The sequence below is a fragment of the Bacillus sp. VT 712 genome, from assembly GCF_001614195.1.
Taxonomy (GTDB): Bacteria; Bacillota; Bacilli; order Bacillales; family Bacillaceae_H; genus Priestia; species Priestia flexa.
In genome coordinates this window covers 68846-85594 of sequence record NZ_LWBK01000024.1, presented here as the reverse complement: position 1 = coordinate 85594, position 16749 = coordinate 68846, and the positions used below count along the sequence as shown (strand labels likewise).

Genomic DNA, 16749 nt, shown 5'->3' with positions numbered 1-16749 from the left:
TTTTAATGTATAAATACGTTGCTTTTTATTCATAGGGAACCCTTATTTCTTGATAAGAAAGCCTGTTAAATCACGGATGTATAAAAAAAGTGCATAAACGATAATTTTTATATACATATAATGAGGCTGGGACATAAGTAATTCAGCTTTAATCGTTCAGGTTTTTTATTGACTGTGAAAACAATGTTGCTGAAGGATATCCATTCCTTAAATTTAGAGAGCTTAGCATTTTTTAGGATAGGCTAGATTATCCAGTTTTATATTTACATTTATTTCTAAAAGTGATATCATAATAATATGAAAAAGATATAATTACAAAGGGGAGATTACTTTGCAGGAGCGTCAAGCGTGGATTTTAAATGGTTTTGTGGGCATTCTGTTGATTTTAGTAGCCATCATTGGCGGTGTTTTTATGCTCATTCAAGAAGTGCCGCTTATAGGACTTCCGCTTATTGCTATTGGTGGATTGTTAGCTTCCGGTGTGACGGTTGTACAGCCGAATCAATCTCAAGTTGTTATTTTCTTTGGAAAATACTTAGGAAGCATTCGTAACAGCGGTTTGTTCGTAACCGTTCCGCTAACAATTAGACGTACCATCTCATTACGAGTTCGAAATTTTAATAGTAAAAAGTTAAAAGTAAATGATGTAGAAGGAAACCCAATTGAGATTGCCGCAGTTGTTGTTTTTAAAGTAGTAGACTCTGCCAAAGCAGTGTTTGATGTAGATTCGTATGAAGAGTTTGTGGCGATTCAAAGTGAAACAGCGATTCGAGCAGTAGCGACGCGTTATCCTTACGATACGTTTGAAAACGTAGAGCTTACGCTTCGTGGAAATGCAGATGAAATTTCTGATGAATTAGCAAAAGAGCTGCAAGATCGTCTTGAGGTTGCTGGTGTAGAAGTTATTGAAGCGCGCTTAACGCACTTAGCATATTCAACAGAAATTGCAAGCGCCATGCTACAAAGGCAGCAGGCAACAGCTATTTTATCAGCCCGTAAGAAAATTGTTGAAGGTGCAGTTTCAATGGCACAAATGGCAGTTGAGCAATTAGAACAAGATGGTATACTAGATTTAGATGAAGAGCGTAAAGTCAATATGGTCAACAATTTGATGATCGCAATTATTTCAGATCGAGGAACACAGCCTGTGGTGAATACAGGTAGCTTATACTAATTGGTTGTGAGAAGGAATGGCAAAAAAGAAAAGTTTCCCACTGCGAATTGACCCTGAGCTCTATAAGCTATTAGAGCGCTGGGCACAAGATGAATTTCGAAGCGTCAACGGACACATTGAATTTTTACTCCGTGAAGCTGTGCGTAAAGAAGGACGACTCAGTAAGCGAAAAGAACAAAGTGACGAAACCTAGCAAGCTGGCGATATGCCAACTTGCTTTTTTCGTATGTAAAGGAAAAGTACGTGTTAGTGAACATAAAGATCAGGATATCATGGGAAGTGGAGAGAGTAATCACATTAAAGATTTGTCTTATTCAAAAGCCTCATGATTGAAATGAAGGATGAGCCACTCCTGCGGGACTAGTGAGACAGCTGAGACCCCGCAGTATACGAGGAAGCTCAGCGCTCGCTCTGCGGAAAGGGAACAATCTGAAATGGAAATCACACCGAGCAAAGAGAATGTTTTATAAATATGAAAAGAAAGTTATATTCTTCTCAATGTGAAATATTAAAACGATATCATTGCACTTTTAATTTGAATCAGGCTACAATAGGACGTATATGTAAAAAAGGAGTGAATAAAATGATTCGTTTTGGCGTCATCGGAACAAACTGGATTACAGAATCATTATTAGAAGCAGCAAGTCACGTAGAAGACTTCAAATTAACCGCTGTGTACTCAAGAACAGAAGAGCGCGCACAGGAATTTGCTTCTAAATACAACGTAACCACAACGTTTACTAACTTGGAAGAAATGGCTACGAGCGATCAACTCGATGCTGTTTACATTGCGTCACCTAATACGTATCACGCTGAACAAGCAATTCTATTCATGAAGAACGGCAAGCATGTTCTATGTGAAAAACCGCTTGCAGCCAATTCTACGGAAGTAACGCAAATGATTCAAGCTGCAAAAAACAACAATGTTTTATTAATGGAAGCAATGAAATCTACGCTTCTTCCGAACTTTAAAGTCATTGCAGAAAATCTACATAAAATTGGTCCCGTTCGTCGCTACTTTGCGAGCTACTGCCAATACTCTTCTCGTTATGATAAATACAAGGAAGGCATTGTGCTAAACGCTTTTAACCCTAAATTCGCCAACGGTTCTCTTATGGACTTGGGCGTATACTGCTTATATCCGCTGATTGCATTATTCGGTGCTCCAAAAGAAGTTAAGGCAACCGGAGTGATGCTGGAGTCAGGTGTTGATGGAGAAGGTACTGTAGCTCTATCATATGATGATAAAGACGCTGTTGTGATGTACTCTAAAATCACAAACTCACACCTGCCAAGCGAAATTCAAGGTGAAAAAGGAAGCATGATTATCGATAAAATTCATACTGCTGAAAAGGTAGAAATTCGCTACAACGATGGGTCGGTAGAAGAACTCACAGTCGAGCAAAGCCATCCGCCAATGTATTATGAAGTAAAAGAATTTATTGATTTGTTAAACAGCGGCGAAACAGAATCAGCTGTAAACTCATTTGAAAATTCATATACAACAATGCGTGTGATGGACAAGGTTCGTAGTCAGCTGGGACTTGTTTTTCCAAACGATAACTAATAGATACAAACAAAGGAGCAGGGGAATTACCTCTGCTTCTTTGTTGATTTTTGAAATAAACGGCTCCCAAGTAACAAAGCGCCACCAAGTAAAAAATATATAAGCCCAATTGAAGTAGTAGGGACTACTTCTTTAAAGTCGGTATCTCCTAAAAGAGAAGAAAAGCTAAACACAAAAAAGAAGAAGCCAATCCAAAATGTTACTTTTCCCATGAACGATAGATTTTTTGTCATTGTAACCCCTTTTTATATCCATATTAACATATTTGATTAACTAATTGGTAATAACATGATTTAAAACCACAGTTTGACTTTTAGTGTACCTATCCTTTAATATAAATAAGAACAAATGTTCTTATTTTGTTGTTTTTTTCTCAGCTTTCCCCTTTTTATCTACTATATTTAAAAAAAATAGGAGGTTACTTATATGGTTAATCAATCTGTACATCATCTTATCCCCCCGTATTTAGAAACATCTTTTTCTACATTTTACTGGAAACATCGAGCAGCACTTTCTTCTCCTTTATTAAAAAATTTTTTAAAAAACGATTGTCACTACGACTTATTACAAATGACGTTTCATCACAAGAGCGAGCAATATGCGTCGTTAGTAGATGAAGCATTCAAACAGTTTTACAGTGAAATTCGCTTTTTGGCTTATGTTTCAACGTTGTGTAAGCACTTTGTACGGGATAAAGTGCAGCTTTATCAGAAGACACACTATGTAAAAAGCTTGGATCAGCCGGTTGTGAAAGAGGAACAGCGAACATACGGCGAAACGCTTGGTGTAGTGGATCGGGACTGGTGGAATAGATCATTTTTAAGCAATCAAATCGAAGATGAAGCGCTTTATAAAGCGCTCGTATCCTTACCGTGGAAGCAGCAGCTTATTCTGCATTTTCGTATTGTTGAAGGATGGACGAACGGTGAAATTGCTTCTTTTTTTCACGTCTCTCCACAGGCCATTTCATTTAAGTATCGGAGCTCACTTATGCGATTAAAACAACAATTAGAAGGAAGGGATGCACATGGTTGAATGGTTATCCGTTATTAATCAAGTTGGCTTTCCTGTTGTGGTCTCGTTTTATTTGTTAGTGAGGGTTGAAACGAATATTAAACAGCTGGAAGAAACTATAGAAAATCTTTCAAGTGACTTAAGAAAGAAGTGATGTTACATGACAACTCTTTATAAATTAATTGAACGAGTGAAAAAAGATGATGAAAAAGCTGTTGAAGAGCTTCTGCAAAGGCTATCTCCGAAAGTGAAGAGCGCAGCTCAAGCCGCATGCGCCTCAGAACGTGAAGATATTAAGCAAGAGCTGAATGTTAAAATTGTACAAGCAGCAAAGAAATTTAGCTTTGAGTATACACCAGGATTTTGGGAAACTGTCTTAAAAGAAGGTCAGCAAAAGCAGTAAATAAAAAGCAGATGTCCACATGGGCATCTGCTTTGTTTATGCGTTATGACTAAGAAGTAGGGTTATACTTGCTTTTGTGTTTTCTTTGTCTTATCATCTTCATCGTCTTCCATCATTCCTTTGGTAGCAAGCTTAAACTCTCGCAGCGTTTTTCCTGCTGCTTTTCCAAGCTCAGGAAGCTTTTTTGGGCCGAATAAAAGCAAAGCAACAAAGACAATCAGCGCAATTTCTCCAAAACCAAGGTTCATGGTCATCGTCTCCTAGTCAAAGAATCAATACAAGTTCATTATAGCATGGATTATGTTGTTAAGAAGTGAATTTTAACCCAATTACGCCAATGACAATAAAGGAGATAAATAAAAGACGCTTCCAATCTTTCTTTTCATTAAAGAGAAACATCCCTAATAATACGCTTCCTACTGCCCCAACACCAGTCCAAATGCTATACGCAGTCCCGATTGGAATGTCTCGTAGAGCTAAGGAAAGTAAATAAAAGCTGGCAAGGCTAAATGCGCTAAACCCAATAGAAGGAAGCAGGCGCTTAAAACCATCTGACAGTTTTAAAAAAATAACAAACCCAACCTCACATATTCCTGCTCCAATTAAAGCAATCCAAGCCATATTAGCCTTCCTCCTTTACATCATCACTCGATACCAGCTTAATACCAACAATACCAACAAGCATTAACACTAAGAAAAAGATTCTGGTTAAGCTCGCATCTTCATTTAAAGCAACCATGCCAATGATGGCTGTTCCTGCTGCGCCTATACCTGTAAAAATGGCATAAGAAGTCCCAACTGCAATGTCTTTTAATGCTTTTGAAAAGAAGAAAAAGCTAATGACAATTGCGATTAAGGTTACAACAGAAGGCCAAAGCTGAGTGAAGCCTTCTGAATACTTTAGGCCCATTGCCCACACAATTTCAAACAAACCTGCAATAATTAAATAAATCCAAGCCATGGATAAAACTCCTTTAACATTCTTTTATTCCTTTTTAATTCCTAACCAAAAAACGTTCCAAGCATCTTTTATTTTGGTAGAATAGCGCTCTTGATCGTAGTAAAAGCGCTGAATAAATAACCCATCCGCTAAGCAATAAAAGCTGTTAATGTAGCGGTCAATTTTCTCGTCTCGCATTGTTCCTTCTGCAATTCCTTGTTCAAAGATGGATGTTAATAATCGATCAGATAACTCTTCAATTTACCTAACGTTCGGTAGGGGAAACTATATCAAACTAGAAAAAAAGAAGCAAGAGTTATCCTGCTTCTTTTAGAAGGAATTTTGACATTGTCATCATTAGTGCTGTCATAAAAATAAGTTCGAATGTATTTGTTACGGCACCGCTCTCGATCGGAAGTGGAATAGCACTTCCTGCAATCATTAAAACAACTCCAATCAGCATCACATTCCATTTAGTATGGCGAAAAAGTGAAATGCTTACTAAAAGTAAAATAAACGTCACGATTAAAACCATAATTGGTGGTCCACTGTGCGCGCCAACTAGCGTATAACGAAGTATGCCATATTCGACGACTGGTTGAAGGGTTTGATGCATAATCTCTGTGATTTCATACACGATTAAGGTAATGGTAATAAGGAGAAAGCTATAAAGAGTAACGTTTTTCTTAGCCCATTGCAGTTTCGCATGCCTCCCAATACCCAAAGCAAAAAGTACAAGAGTAGGAGTGAAGAAAGCATGACCTAGAAATCTCCATAGGTTTAGCGTTTCAAGAGTGGATCCTTCACCAATAAACAAGCCGATCGCTAATAAACCATTGTCATAAATGAGCCCTAGCATCACGACTAATAAAAAATATGTAAAAGAATGACTTGTTCGCGTTCTATAAAGAAACAAGCCCCAACCTAACAAGGCAATATATAAAGCAGTAAAAGAAAAATAAAGCACCGTGTCGATTATTATTTATTCACCTCTGTCATGCAATTTATATTTGTCTACGAGCTTTATACCCAAAATATTTAAAATTCAATCGTGAAAAAGAACATCTATCTTCCTAAAACAGAAATGGTTATAAAGTTTGTCTATGTATGTGAATTTGGTAGTCAGTGTAACCTTTCTGACTACTCTCTTTATGAGTCTATCAAATTATATATCTTACTTTTTCTTTAATGACTATAGGAACATGCTCATTTTAGTGAAAAATCAGTATTTTAACAATCACATTAGAAAGATTATGGAGTGAAAAGTAAAATTAAATTCATTTGTAATCTTTTTAAGGGTTTTACATTACAGGAATGTTTCATGTATTAAAGATATTGCATCTTCGTAATGTGAATGTGTAAAAAATATAAAAAAAAATAAAGGATTAAAGAGCTTCTATTAGGCGAATGGTCACGAATGCTAGAGAAAATGCTTGGAAACGACAGCGTTGTGAAAGCTCCTTGACCTTTTATAACCAATACAAAAAACATGTATCGTTTGAGCTATTGACCGTTTCTTCGTGCGAGTGGTAGGTTTAGACCTGTTGAATTTGGTGCTCGAGCCCAAACGTAAAAATGAAATTAGATAAAGAGAAGAGAAGCGAAATCGCAGATGAACGCTAACAATTTCAGCGGTCAGCGCTATTTTGGAAGGAGAAGGATAAGAGATGATCTTAATAGTCCTATGCTGCTTATTTTTACTAGGCTATGGCATTTGGGAGTATCGTAGACATTTGCGTAAACTGCATTCAATTCCAGTTCGAGTAAATGTTAACGGTATTCGAGGAAAATCAACTGTTACGCGTTTAATAACAGGAATTGTAAAAGAAGCAGGTTACAAAACAGTTGGAAAAACAACAGGTACCCAAGCGCGAATGATTTATTGGCACACATCAGAAGAAGAACCAATTATCCGTCGTAAAGAAGGGCCAAATATTGGAGAGCAACGACGCGTTGTAAATGAAGTTGCCGATATGGGAGCCGAAGCACTTATTTGTGAATGTATGGCCGTTCAGCCAGATTATCAAATTACATTTCAAAACCAGCTTATTCAAGCCAAAGTGGGCGTTATTGTAAACGTACTTGAGGATCACATGGATGTAATGGGGCCAACTTTAGATGAAGTTGCCCAAGCTTTCCTAGCGACAATTCCTTATAATGGACACCTTGTTACAATTGAAGGTCCTTATTTAGAGTATTACAAAAAGGTTGCAGCGGAGCGAAATACAAAAGTAATCGTTGCTGATAATGATCGTATTTCTGAAGAGTATTTACGTAAGTTTGATTACATGGTATTCCCAGATAATGCTTCAATTGGTTTAGCTGTTGCTGAAGCACTAGGCATTGATGAAGAAACGGCAATGAGAGGAATGCTAAACGCTCAGCCAGATCCAGGTGCAATGAGAATTACGAAGTTTGGAGATACAAGTAATCCAGCTTTCTTAGTAAATGGATTTGCAGCCAATGATGCTTCATCAACACTTCGTATTTGGGAGCGTGTAGATTCTATGAACTATAGCCCTAAGCTTCCGATTGTTATCATGAACTGCCGTCCAGACCGTGTCGATCGCACAGAACAATTCGCGGTTGACGTAATGCCTTATATAGAAGCAGATGTGATGATTGCAATTGGTCAGACAACCTCACCGATTGCGGATGCGTATGCAAAAGGAACGTTACCAACGAAAGAGTTCTGGGATATGGAAGGTGCATCAACAGAAGAAATTCTTGAGCGCATGAAACCATATTTAAAAGATCGCATTGTCTATGGTGTCGGAAATATTCATGGTTCAGCAGAGCCACTTGTAGAAGCGATTATTGAAATGAAAACGATGAAAAAAGCAGTTTAATCTAGGAGGCCATTTCATGTTCGGATCAGATTTATATATTGCCCTTGTATTAGGGATAACTCTCAGCTTAATTTTTACGGAAAAAACAGGTGTACTACCTGCAGGGTTAATTGTTCCAGGGTACTTGGCACTTATCTTTGATCAGCCAATGATGATTGTCGTTGTATTTGTTATCAGTTTACTAACATATGTAATTGTTGTTTATGGTATTTCAAAAGTAGTTATTTTATATGGACGTCGTAAGTTCACCGCAATGTTAATTACAGGAATTGCAATTAAAGTCATTTTTGATTATTTCTATCCTGTCCTACCATTTGAAGTATTTGAGCTACGTGGTATTGGAGTTATCGTACCAGGATTAATCGCCAACTCAATGCAAAAGCAAGGTGTACCATTAACGGTTGGAACAACAGTATTGCTAAGTGGAATCACGTTTGGTGTAATGCAAATTTATTACCTATTTTAATAAAAAGTTAAAAGAAAGGAGGCCAAACATCAGTGAAGAAAAAGCAGCTAAACTTTCAGGAAAAAGTATTGATGTTCATAAAACGAACGAAGCCAAGCAGTGGAAAACAAGCACTTATCCTTACACCTATTTTAATCCTTGTTTTGGCACTAGCAGGTTGGGTTCAGCGTTCGGATGCGCTTCAAGATCCTAATCTTGCAAAAAAAGAGTCAAGTGATGATATCACCTTAACGATGGTTGGGGATATTATGATGGGTCGACATATCAAAGAAGTGACGAGCCGTCACGGAGAAGATTTTGTTTTTCGAAATGTTCAGCCTTTCTTTGATGAGTCTGACTATGTGAGTGGAAACTATGAGTCTCCTATTTTAACAAACGACGAAGATTCTTACGAGAAGATTGATAAAAGCATTCACTTATACAGTGAAGAAGAAGATTTAAAAACAATGAAAAATGCAGGATTTGATGTATTAAACCTAGCGAATAACCACGCGATGGATTACGGTACAAAAGGTCTAGAAGATACGCTTGCATCTTTTGAAAAAAACCGTATGAACTATGTCGGTGCTGGTCGTAATAAAGAAGAAGCGAAACATATTTCATATAAAGAAGTAGACGGTGTGAAGATTGCATCCGTTGGTTTCACAGACGTATATGTTGCAGGAATGAAGGCCGGTAAGAATAACCCAGGCATTTTAGATGCAGATCCAGATGTTATTTTTGAAACAATTCAAGAAGCGAAAGAAAATGCGGATTTAGTTGTTGTAAACGCGCACTGGGGTGCAGAGTACGATGTAGAGCCTAGTGAGCGTCAACAGGGCTTAGCAAAAGCAATGGTTGATGCAGGTGCGGATATCATCATCGGGCATCACCCTCACGTTTTACAGTCATTTGATGTTTATAATGGTTCAATTATCTTCTATAGTCTAGGAAACTTTGTCTTTGACCAAGGTTGGTCAAGTACAAAAAATACGGCGATGGTTCAGTACAACTTAAATAAAGAGGGCCAAGCTACGGTAGATGTCATTCCGATGATTATTAAAGAAGGTAGTCCTACGCCAACAGATAATCCATGGCGCATGAAACGAATTTACAACGACTTAACAAAGTACGCATCAAATGAAGGTCGTTTAGAAAAAGAGGATAAGAAGTTTCAAATTAAACTTGATCACACACACGTAATGAAGAGATCGCAGGAACGTCAAAACCAAAGTGATGATGCTCCTGCTAACAATACAGAAGAAGCATACACACAACAATAATTCAGCTAAAGGAGATGAAAGATGATGAAAAAACGAAAATTGCTTTTTGTAGCCATTATCATCTTTTCTCTCATTATTAGCGTCGTAGCGTATCAATTTTTATTTCCCAAAAAAGAGTATGCCGTTAGTACATCCGACCCTTACGCAACAAAAGTGGGGATGGATGTACTGAAAAATGGCGGTACTGCTGTTGATGCAGCGATTGCGATTTCCTATGCACTAGGCGTTGTTGAGCCATATGGCTCCGGTGTCGGTGGAGGTGGTGGTATGCTGATTGATCCAGCTGATGGAGATTCTACCTTTATTGATTACCGCGAAGTCGCTCCGAATTCAGATAAAGATGAGCAAGAAGGTGTTCCAGGCTTTGTCGCTGGGATGGAATACATTCACCAAAACTATGCAACAAAATCAATGAGTGAGTTAATAAACCCTGCGATTTCTTACGCAAAAGATGGCTTTAAAGTGGACCAAGATCTTCATGATAGGTTGATTTCGTATCAAAAAAACTTAGATGAAGATGAGCTTGAGCAGTTTTATCCGAATGAAGAAGCAATTGAAGCGGGAGAAGTCTTAAAGCAAAAAGATTTAGCTAAGACTCTTACAACGATTAAAGAAGAAGGTGCTTCTGCTTTTTATCGCGGAGATATTGGTGATGAAATCGCTGATGGGACGGAGATTTCAAAAAAAGACTTGCGCGATTATGAAGCAGTAGAGCGAAAGCCTTTAGAAACGAACTATAAAGGTAATCGCATCATTAGTGCTCCACCGCCGTTTTCAGGCGTCACGCTTATTCAAATGCTAAAGCTTGCTGATGAAGAACAAATTTGGGAACTAAAGAATGAAAAGCCAAGCTTGTTTAACCACTACCTAGGTGAAATATCGAAAGTGTCTTATCAAGATCGATTAGATAAAGTAGCTGATCCATCTTTCATTAAGCAAGCTCCTGAAGACTGGATCGATGATCGTTACGTTCGTTTATTAGGAAATAAAATTAATGAAACGCGTACGAAAAAAACGAAAGTTAGCGATGTAGAAGAGCACGAAAGTACAACGCATTTTGTTGTAATAGATAAAGAAGGAACGGTTGTTTCCACAACCAATACGCTAAGTAATTTCTTCGGAAGTGGAAAAAACATCGAAGGCTTCTTTTTAAACAACACGCTTGGTACTTTTGGTGAAGGCATTAATAAAATTGAAGAAGGTAAACGACCACGTACATTCACAGCGCCCACTATTATCCGCGGTGAAGATGAGTGGGTAATGGGAATCGGGACACCTGGAGGGAACCGAATTCCACAGGTGTTAACGCAGGTGCTAGGCAACTATTTTGACAGTGGTCAATCGATTGATAAAGCAGTGCAGTCAAGCCGCGTCATCTTTGATTCTGACAAGCTATATTCTGAAAAAGAACTTGAAAATGATGTGAAAGATCGATTGAAAACGTACGGATATGATGTGAAACAAACCGATAATCCGATGTTTTACGGAGGGGTACAAGCCCTCATTCAAGATAGAAATGAGTATACGATTTCAGGAAGCGCAGATAAAAGAAGGCATGGTTTGTGGGATAAAAGTACAGAATAATTGAGGAGGAATAATCATGGTAGTTAAACGTATTGTAGGAGTAGTAGCCCCAGTTGTTATCGTAGCAGGAGTTGTGGTTACGTTAGGAGCTTTAAAGCATCCAACAACTTTATCAACAATTGAAGAACAAAAAATTGAAAAGAACTTAAAAATGATGGAGCAAACTGAACAGCAAACAACGACTGAGCAACCTTCATTATCTTTAAACAAGTAAGTAAATCATCGTCGGTTAGCGTGATTAAAAGAGGCTGGGACATAAGTAGTTCAGTCCTTACTATACCTGAACGATTGAGAGTTCATAACTTTTAATCGTTCAGGTTTTTTGTTGATTGTGAAAACAATGTTGGAAACAGGGTGGAATGGAGCGTAGGACACTCGACTCCTGCGGGAAAGAGAGGGAAAACGGAGATCCCGCAGCGCAGCGAGGAAGCTCAGGTTCCTCCCCGCGGAAAGCGAGTGGCCGTAGCGCAATGGAACGAACGTGTTGAGACAAACCAAAGAGATGGGAACATCTATTGTTCGTTTTTTAGAAGCAATCATTTTGTTATGTCCCAAACTCTTTTTTATACTACACACAACAAAGAAAGAAGTGAACAGCATGTGGAATAAACGGAGAGCTCTTATAGGAGGAGTTTCTTTATGTGTATTAATTGCGACTTCAGTATGGTTTGTTCGTAATCACGATGAAAATAACACGCCGTTATTTAGCAATGGAGATTCATCTTATGGAGTTAGCTCTTCCAACCCCATTGCAGTTGATGTAGGTATGAAGGTACTAAAAGATGGAGGTAATGCTGTAGATGCAGCAATTGCTGTATCTTACGCGCTAGGCGTTGTCGAACCGTACGGCTCTGGAATTGGTGGCGGTGGCGGCATGCTTATTGCCAAAGAAGGTGAAGAACCGACCTTCATTGATTACCGCGAAGTAGCACCTAGCTCTTTGGAAGGAAAAACGGGAGTTCCTGGCTTTGTAGCAGGAATGGAATATGTGAATAAAAAATATGGAACAACGTCTATGACAAAGTTGATTGATCCTGCTATTGAGTATGCCGAAAAAGGATTTAAAGTAGACGAACTCTTAGCGAGCCGATTATTTTACGCAAGTGGACGGATGGACGTCAGCAATTTATCAAGCTTCTTTCCGAGGGGGGAAGCTATAAAAGCAGGAGAGGAGCTAAAGCAGCCTGAGCTTGCTGAACAGTTAACGTATATTAAACAAAACGGAGCGGCTGGCTTTTATCAAAAGGACATTGCCAATCGTCTAGCAGAAGAAACAAGCATTTCACTAGAAGATTTGCAAGAATATGAAGTGGAAGAAAGACAGCCGGTTGTTTCAACATACAAAGGAAATGAAATCATTGCGGCTCCACCTCCATTTTCAGGTATTACGGTTATTCAAATGTTAAAAATGATGGAGAAAGAAAACGTTAACATAAACGAGCGAAAAGTCGACTATAAGGCTATTAAGAAAATTAAAGAAATAGCGTACGCTGACCGAGTAAAAGAGATTAGCGATCCTGCTTTTTACCCACAGGATGTAGAGCGTTTCCTTAGCGATGAATACATTGAAAGTTTATTAGAAAACTCAGAAAAACGTGAAGTGGAAGGTGCAGACCAAGAACATGAAAGTACGACTCATTTTGTCGTTATTGATAAGGAAGGTACGACCGTATCCACGACCAATACGCTAAGCAATTTTTTTGGGTTAGGTAAGCAAGTAGATGGCTTTTTTCTTAATAATAATGCTGATACGTATGGCTCAATCGGCGTAAATAACCCTGAGCCTGGGAAAAGAGCCCGAACGTTTACATCTCCTTTAATTATCCGCAAGGAAGGAGAATGGGTAATGGGAGTAGGAACGCCGGGGGGAACTCGTATTCCACAGGTGTTAAATCAAGTATTAGCCCGCCATTTTCAAGGAGGAGAAGGGTTGGAAAAAGCGGTTGAAACGCCTCGCTTTATCTTTGATCAAGATACTCTTTATATCGAGCCAACTACGCCTGAAGAAGTAATTGAGCAGATGAGTGCTTTTGACGTACAAAGCAAAACAAGCGACGTCTATTACGGAGGCATTCAGCTGCTTGTGAAAGATCTTGGTAACGGCAGGATAACAGGTGTCGGTGATTCTCGCCGAAACGGTGTGTGGAAGCATAGCTAAGAAAAGGTAGCAGGGGCTACCTTTTTATCGTTTCGTAGACGGATGGAGTTTCCATGTAGCGGATCGTATGAAACTCTGAATAATTTGAATGATAATGAACGTAAATCGGAGCGTGGTCCAAGTCAAGCATTTGCCTAAAGAAGAAATGATCTCCGTATCGTAAAGCAGTTAAAAGCACCGGCATTTCTTTATTGAAAATAGCGTATCGAATGGCTTGAATCGATTTATCAGTATGGTGATCACCAATGAAAACGTATACGTAAAGAGCGGTTGTATCTTTGTAATGAACCCATTCCCCAAAAAGTTCGTTTCGCTGTTCGTTGAGCATGTCTTTAGCAAATGAAGCTCCAATAATTAAATACAGGGAATCCGTTTCAGAGACATAAGTCAGCGTATAGCGCCTTTTAAAAAAAGGCTGGGTAGGAGTTGCGCCGTGTCGGTATGTAACGCTAAACTCTTCAGGATTAAATGCAACCATCCTGCGTCATCCTTTCATGCTTTTAAGTAGTCTATGCCCGCACTAGGAAAAAAAGTCATTCAAACCCCTATTCTTTACAACGCCTATCTAAAACAGCTAATCTATAAAAGTGTAGGCGACTAACGAACGCTAAAAACAAAGTGGAAAAGGGGGAAGAAAATGGAGCCGTTTTATATTGTTCTATCCATATTCTTAGCCGCGATGCTTTCATACGACATCGCAAAATTTGTTCGAGGAGATAGACCTGACTGGAAAGAAGGCCTTGTGACGTTTCTCGTATTTATTGGATTTCTGGCAGCCATGCAGATGGCGTTTCAAATTGTGTAGAAAAGACCACTGACAAGTGGTCAGGCTGTTGAGAAACTTTGTTCTCAACAGCTTTTTTATGTCAGTCTTTTTTTATCAGTGGTAACACTGATAAAAAAAGACTGGAGTTGATGAAACATGATGGGTGCACTTAAAAATCATCGAGATGAACAAGTGATGGTTTCTGTAGAAGATTTAGTTCCTGCCAATCACTTTTTGCGTACAATTGAAGCGACAATTGATTTTAGCTTTATTGAAGAAAAGCTTCTTCCTTATTATTGTGAAGACAATGGACGTCCTTCCATTCATCCCATTACGCTATTCAAAATGATGTTTATTGGTTACTTTTATGGCGTTCGTTCCGAACGTCAACTTGCCAAAGAAATTCAAACGAATGTGGCGTATCGATGGTTCTTAGGCTTATCGTTAACGGATGCCGTTCCTCACCATTCGACGATTAGTTTTAATCGCCGAACACGCTTTTTAGATACGACGATTTTTGAAGACATTTTTGATGAAATTGTTCGCCAGGCGATAGAACATCGCATGGTTGGTGGACGTGCTTTAATGACAGACTCGACTCATATCAAAGCGAATGCAAATAAACATAAATATGAAAAACAACCAAAGAAGTCCCGCCGACAAGCGTATATGGAAGAGTTAGAAGCAGCCGTCAACGAAGATCGTCTTGAAAACGGAAAAAAGAACTAAGTCCTCGAAAGGAAGGCGTTGCCTTACAAAAACAAACCCGCATCAGTACAACGGATCCCGATAGTGGTTTTATGATGAGAGATGGAAAGCCAGATGGCTTTCATTATTTAGATCATCGAACGGTGGATGTCAAACATAATATTATTACAGACACCTGTATTACAGCTGGCAATGTGGCTGACTCTGTTCCTTATCTTGACCGCCTTGACATACAAATAAAAAAGTTTCGCTTTTCTGTTGAAGCTGTTGCATTAGATGCCGGGTATTTTACAAGCCATATTTGTAAACGCCTTTCTGAAAAAGGGATTTTTATGGTGATGGGCTATCGGCGTTTTGGATCGTCAAACAAAGACGTGCCAAAACGTCTGTTTCACTACGTACAGGAAAAAGATGTATTCGCTTGTCCAATGGGGTGCATTTTATCGTATGCGACTACCAGTCGCACAGGAGATCGTACCTACAAATCAAATCCAAGTGATTGTGCCGTTTGTCCAATGAGAGACGGTTGTTTTTCCGCTTCCCAAAAACAACGCGTGGTGACACGTCACATTTGGGAGAGATTCAAAGAACAAGCGCGTCTAAATAAGCGCACAAAAGCAGGTAAACAACTTTATCGTATGCGTTGCACGACGATTGAGCGTAGCTTTGCCGACGCAAAAGAGCTAAATGGGTATCGATATGCCCGGTATCGAGGGCTGAAGTCTGTCCAGATGCAGGCGTATCTGACGGCAGCTTGTCAAAACATGAAAAAAATCGCCCATTACCTGACCAAAACAGGTCAGGTAATGGGCGATTTTTATGGAAAACGACGATTTGTTTGTGAAATATTTACTTGTTTCACTATAAAAAATGAAAAGAGCCTCAGATTGACGAGAACCTTACAGGTTTCTCGTCAATCTGACCACTGACAAGTGGTTTTTTTTTAGTTTTGTGTTTCTCTTTTATTGATTAAATAAATTTGTTCCAACATTTGAAGAAAATAAAGCTTAGGACGTCAGAAATGATGAAAGTTAGATAGAAAAGAGGTACTCTTTGTACTAGTTGAGAAGAGTGCTTTTTAAAGTATTAGAAGATAGACCAGTTCTTATCAAAAGCCCATGATTGGAATGGAAGATGCGAGACTTCTACGGGACTAATAAGCGAGATGAGACCCCGCAGTATACGAGGAGGCTCAGCGCTCGCCCTGCGGAAAGGGAGCAATCTGGAATGGAAATCATGCTAAGCAGAGAGAAATTATCAAACGAAGTCTCGTATTACTCTACGTTTATTAAATGTGCTAAATGCTTGTTCTAATGAATAAGCTTTATAGTAGAAAATAAAACTACAATTTGCGAAGGAGCAGAGGGTTTGTATAACAAGCGAAGGCGATTCATTAAACTAATGCTCGTCATTGTAGGGCTCGTAGCCGTATTGACTATAGGTGCTTTGGGATTTCAATTTACCTTTTTCTCTTCCACATATCATGCTAAAAATACGATTGAAGAATTCTATGACCTTGAACAAAAAGGAAACTTCTCAGATTCGTGGGAATCCTTTCATCCCGCTATGAAAGTTCGTTTCGAGAAGGGTGCCTATATTCAGGACCGTGCTCATGTTTTTTTTAATCACTTTGGTGTCGAAACATTTTCCTATGACATTACGGAAGTGGAAAAACTAGATACATGGAAAATGACAGCGGATGGCGAAGAGTTAACAGACGTTTATCAAATGAAAGTGATTCAAGTTTATAAAGGGAAATATGGGAACTTCTCCATTGACCAATATGTATTCGCAGTTAAAAATGAAGGAGAATGGACCGTTGCATGGGATTATAATCAGTGAAAAAGCATATGAACTC

At 38.8% G+C, this 16749-nt stretch carries 22 protein-coding genes; 15 read left to right on the top strand and 7 right to left on the bottom strand.

All coding sequences use genetic code 11. From position 1 onward, the window contains the following. The first annotated feature begins 331 nt into the window (after positions 1-331). From A2U94_RS12815 to A2U94_RS12810, 3 genes are all read left to right on the top strand, one after another. Entirely contained in the window at positions 332-1174 is an 843-nt protein-coding gene (locus tag A2U94_RS12815; RefSeq protein WP_025908244.1) for an SPFH domain-containing protein, read from the top strand. A gap of 16 nt (positions 1175-1190) precedes the next feature. After that, positions 1191-1367 (top strand): type II toxin-antitoxin system antitoxin, encoded by a 177-nt coding sequence (locus A2U94_RS20420; protein ID WP_035320136.1) that lies wholly within the window; start codon positions 1191-1193, stop codon positions 1365-1367. Between the two features lie 390 nt (positions 1368-1757). Continuing rightward, on the top strand, positions 1758-2741 hold the full coding sequence (locus tag A2U94_RS12810) for a Gfo/Idh/MocA family protein (protein ID WP_025908243.1): 984 nt from the start codon (positions 1758-1760) through the stop codon (positions 2739-2741). Between the two features lie 26 nt (positions 2742-2767). On the opposite strand, the gene A2U94_RS12805 is transcribed toward A2U94_RS12810, so the two are convergent. Continuing rightward, positions 2768-2974: a hypothetical protein gene (locus tag A2U94_RS12805; protein ID WP_025908242.1), complete on the bottom strand. Its 207-nt coding sequence runs from the start codon at positions 2972-2974 to the stop codon at positions 2768-2770. Between the two features lie 193 nt (positions 2975-3167). Here A2U94_RS12805 and A2U94_RS12800 point away from each other — a divergent pair, with 193 nt between their 5' ends. From A2U94_RS12800 to A2U94_RS12795, 3 genes are read left to right on the top strand one after another with little or no spacing between them, the layout of a single operon-like run. Then, positions 3168-3776, top strand: a complete 609-nt coding sequence (locus tag A2U94_RS12800) for a sigma factor-like helix-turn-helix DNA-binding protein (protein WP_025908241.1) — start codon at positions 3168-3170, stop codon at positions 3774-3776. Further along, the gene (locus tag A2U94_RS20720; protein ID WP_224840046.1) at positions 3769-3909 is read left to right on the top strand and encodes a YvrJ family protein; all 141 of its coding nucleotides are present in this window, start codon (positions 3769-3771) and stop codon (positions 3907-3909) included. The genes A2U94_RS12800 and A2U94_RS20720 overlap by 8 nt, the downstream gene beginning before the upstream one ends. Before the next feature lie 6 nt (positions 3910-3915). Then, entirely contained in the window at positions 3916-4158 is a 243-nt protein-coding gene (locus A2U94_RS12795) for a helix-turn-helix domain-containing protein (RefSeq protein ID WP_025908240.1), read from the top strand. A gap of 62 nt (positions 4159-4220) precedes the next feature. On the opposite strand, the gene A2U94_RS12790 is transcribed toward A2U94_RS12795, so the two are convergent. The 5 genes from A2U94_RS12790 to A2U94_RS12775 form a co-directional block, all read right to left on the bottom strand. Then, positions 4221-4406: a twin-arginine translocase TatA/TatE family subunit gene (locus tag A2U94_RS12790; protein WP_025908239.1), complete on the bottom strand. Its 186-nt coding sequence runs from the start codon at positions 4404-4406 to the stop codon at positions 4221-4223. Between the two features lie 58 nt (positions 4407-4464). Continuing rightward, positions 4465-4779, bottom strand: a complete 315-nt coding sequence (locus tag A2U94_RS12785; RefSeq protein WP_025908238.1) for a DMT family transporter — start codon at positions 4777-4779, stop codon at positions 4465-4467. 1 nt (position 4780) lies between these two features. Beyond that, positions 4781-5119, bottom strand: a complete 339-nt coding sequence (locus A2U94_RS12780) for a DMT family transporter (RefSeq protein WP_025908237.1) — start codon at positions 5117-5119, stop codon at positions 4781-4783. A 24-nt stretch (positions 5120-5143) separates the two neighbouring features. After that, positions 5144-5296: a hypothetical protein gene (locus A2U94_RS21195; RefSeq protein WP_156413456.1), complete on the bottom strand. Its 153-nt coding sequence runs from the start codon at positions 5294-5296 to the stop codon at positions 5144-5146. Positions 5297-5414: 118 nt separating this feature from the next. Then, positions 5415-6014 (bottom strand): hypothetical protein, encoded by a 600-nt coding sequence (locus tag A2U94_RS12775; RefSeq protein ID WP_224840043.1) that lies wholly within the window; start codon positions 6012-6014, stop codon positions 5415-5417. Between the two features lie 751 nt (positions 6015-6765). Between A2U94_RS12775 and pgsB the strand changes: the two genes are divergently transcribed. The 6 genes from pgsB (at position 6766) to A2U94_RS12740 (ending at position 13417) form a co-directional block, all read left to right on the top strand. Further along, the gene (gene pgsB, locus A2U94_RS12770; RefSeq protein ID WP_025908235.1) at positions 6766-7947 is read left to right on the top strand and encodes a poly-gamma-glutamate synthase PgsB; all 1182 of its coding nucleotides are present in this window, start codon (positions 6766-6768) and stop codon (positions 7945-7947) included. Between the two features lie 16 nt (positions 7948-7963). Then, positions 7964-8413, top strand: a complete 450-nt coding sequence (pgsC, locus tag A2U94_RS12765; protein ID WP_025908234.1) for a poly-gamma-glutamate biosynthesis protein PgsC — start codon at positions 7964-7966, stop codon at positions 8411-8413. A gap of 32 nt (positions 8414-8445) precedes the next feature. Further along, complete coding sequence (locus A2U94_RS12760; RefSeq protein ID WP_025908233.1) at positions 8446-9675, top strand: CapA family protein; 1230 nt, start codon at positions 8446-8448, stop codon at positions 9673-9675. Positions 9676-9696: 21 nt separating this feature from the next. After that, entirely contained in the window at positions 9697-11259 is a 1563-nt protein-coding gene (locus tag A2U94_RS12755) for a gamma-glutamyltransferase family protein (protein WP_025908232.1), read from the top strand. 16 nt (positions 11260-11275) lie between these two features. Further along, positions 11276-11473, top strand: coding sequence for a CapE family protein (locus A2U94_RS12750; RefSeq protein ID WP_025908231.1), 198 nt, complete (start codon positions 11276-11278; stop codon positions 11471-11473). Positions 11474-11857: 384 nt separating this feature from the next. Then, positions 11858-13417, top strand: coding sequence for a gamma-glutamyltransferase family protein (locus A2U94_RS12740; RefSeq protein WP_035320814.1), 1560 nt, complete (start codon positions 11858-11860; stop codon positions 13415-13417). 16 nt (positions 13418-13433) lie between these two features. Here the strand turns inward: A2U94_RS12740 and A2U94_RS12735 are convergent, their stop codons facing one another. Continuing rightward, positions 13434-13895 carry a staygreen family protein gene (locus A2U94_RS12735; protein WP_025910103.1) on the bottom strand — a complete coding sequence of 154 codons (462 nt, stop codon included), beginning with the start codon at positions 13893-13895 and terminating at the stop codon, positions 13434-13436. 159 nt (positions 13896-14054) lie between these two features. Between A2U94_RS12735 and A2U94_RS21575 the strand changes: the two genes are divergently transcribed. The 3 genes from A2U94_RS21575 (at position 14055) to A2U94_RS12720 (ending at position 16733) form a co-directional block, all read left to right on the top strand. Beyond that, a complete protein-coding gene (locus A2U94_RS21575; protein WP_165932531.1) occupies positions 14055-14222 on the top strand; it encodes a hypothetical protein in 168 nt (55 codons plus the stop codon). 117 nt (positions 14223-14339) lie between these two features. Continuing rightward, positions 14340-15820, top strand: a protein-coding gene (locus A2U94_RS20715; RefSeq protein WP_502686067.1) for an IS1182 family transposase whose coding sequence is annotated in 2 segments (ribosomal slippage) — positions 14340-14901 and positions 14901-15820 — 1482 coding nt in all. Because the reading frame shifts where the segments join, the coding sequence is not laid out codon by codon here. Between the two features lie 439 nt (positions 15821-16259). After that, on the top strand, positions 16260-16733 hold the full coding sequence (locus A2U94_RS12720; protein ID WP_025909276.1) for a hypothetical protein: 474 nt from the start codon (positions 16260-16262) through the stop codon (positions 16731-16733). Positions 16734-16749 lie beyond the last annotated feature (16 nt).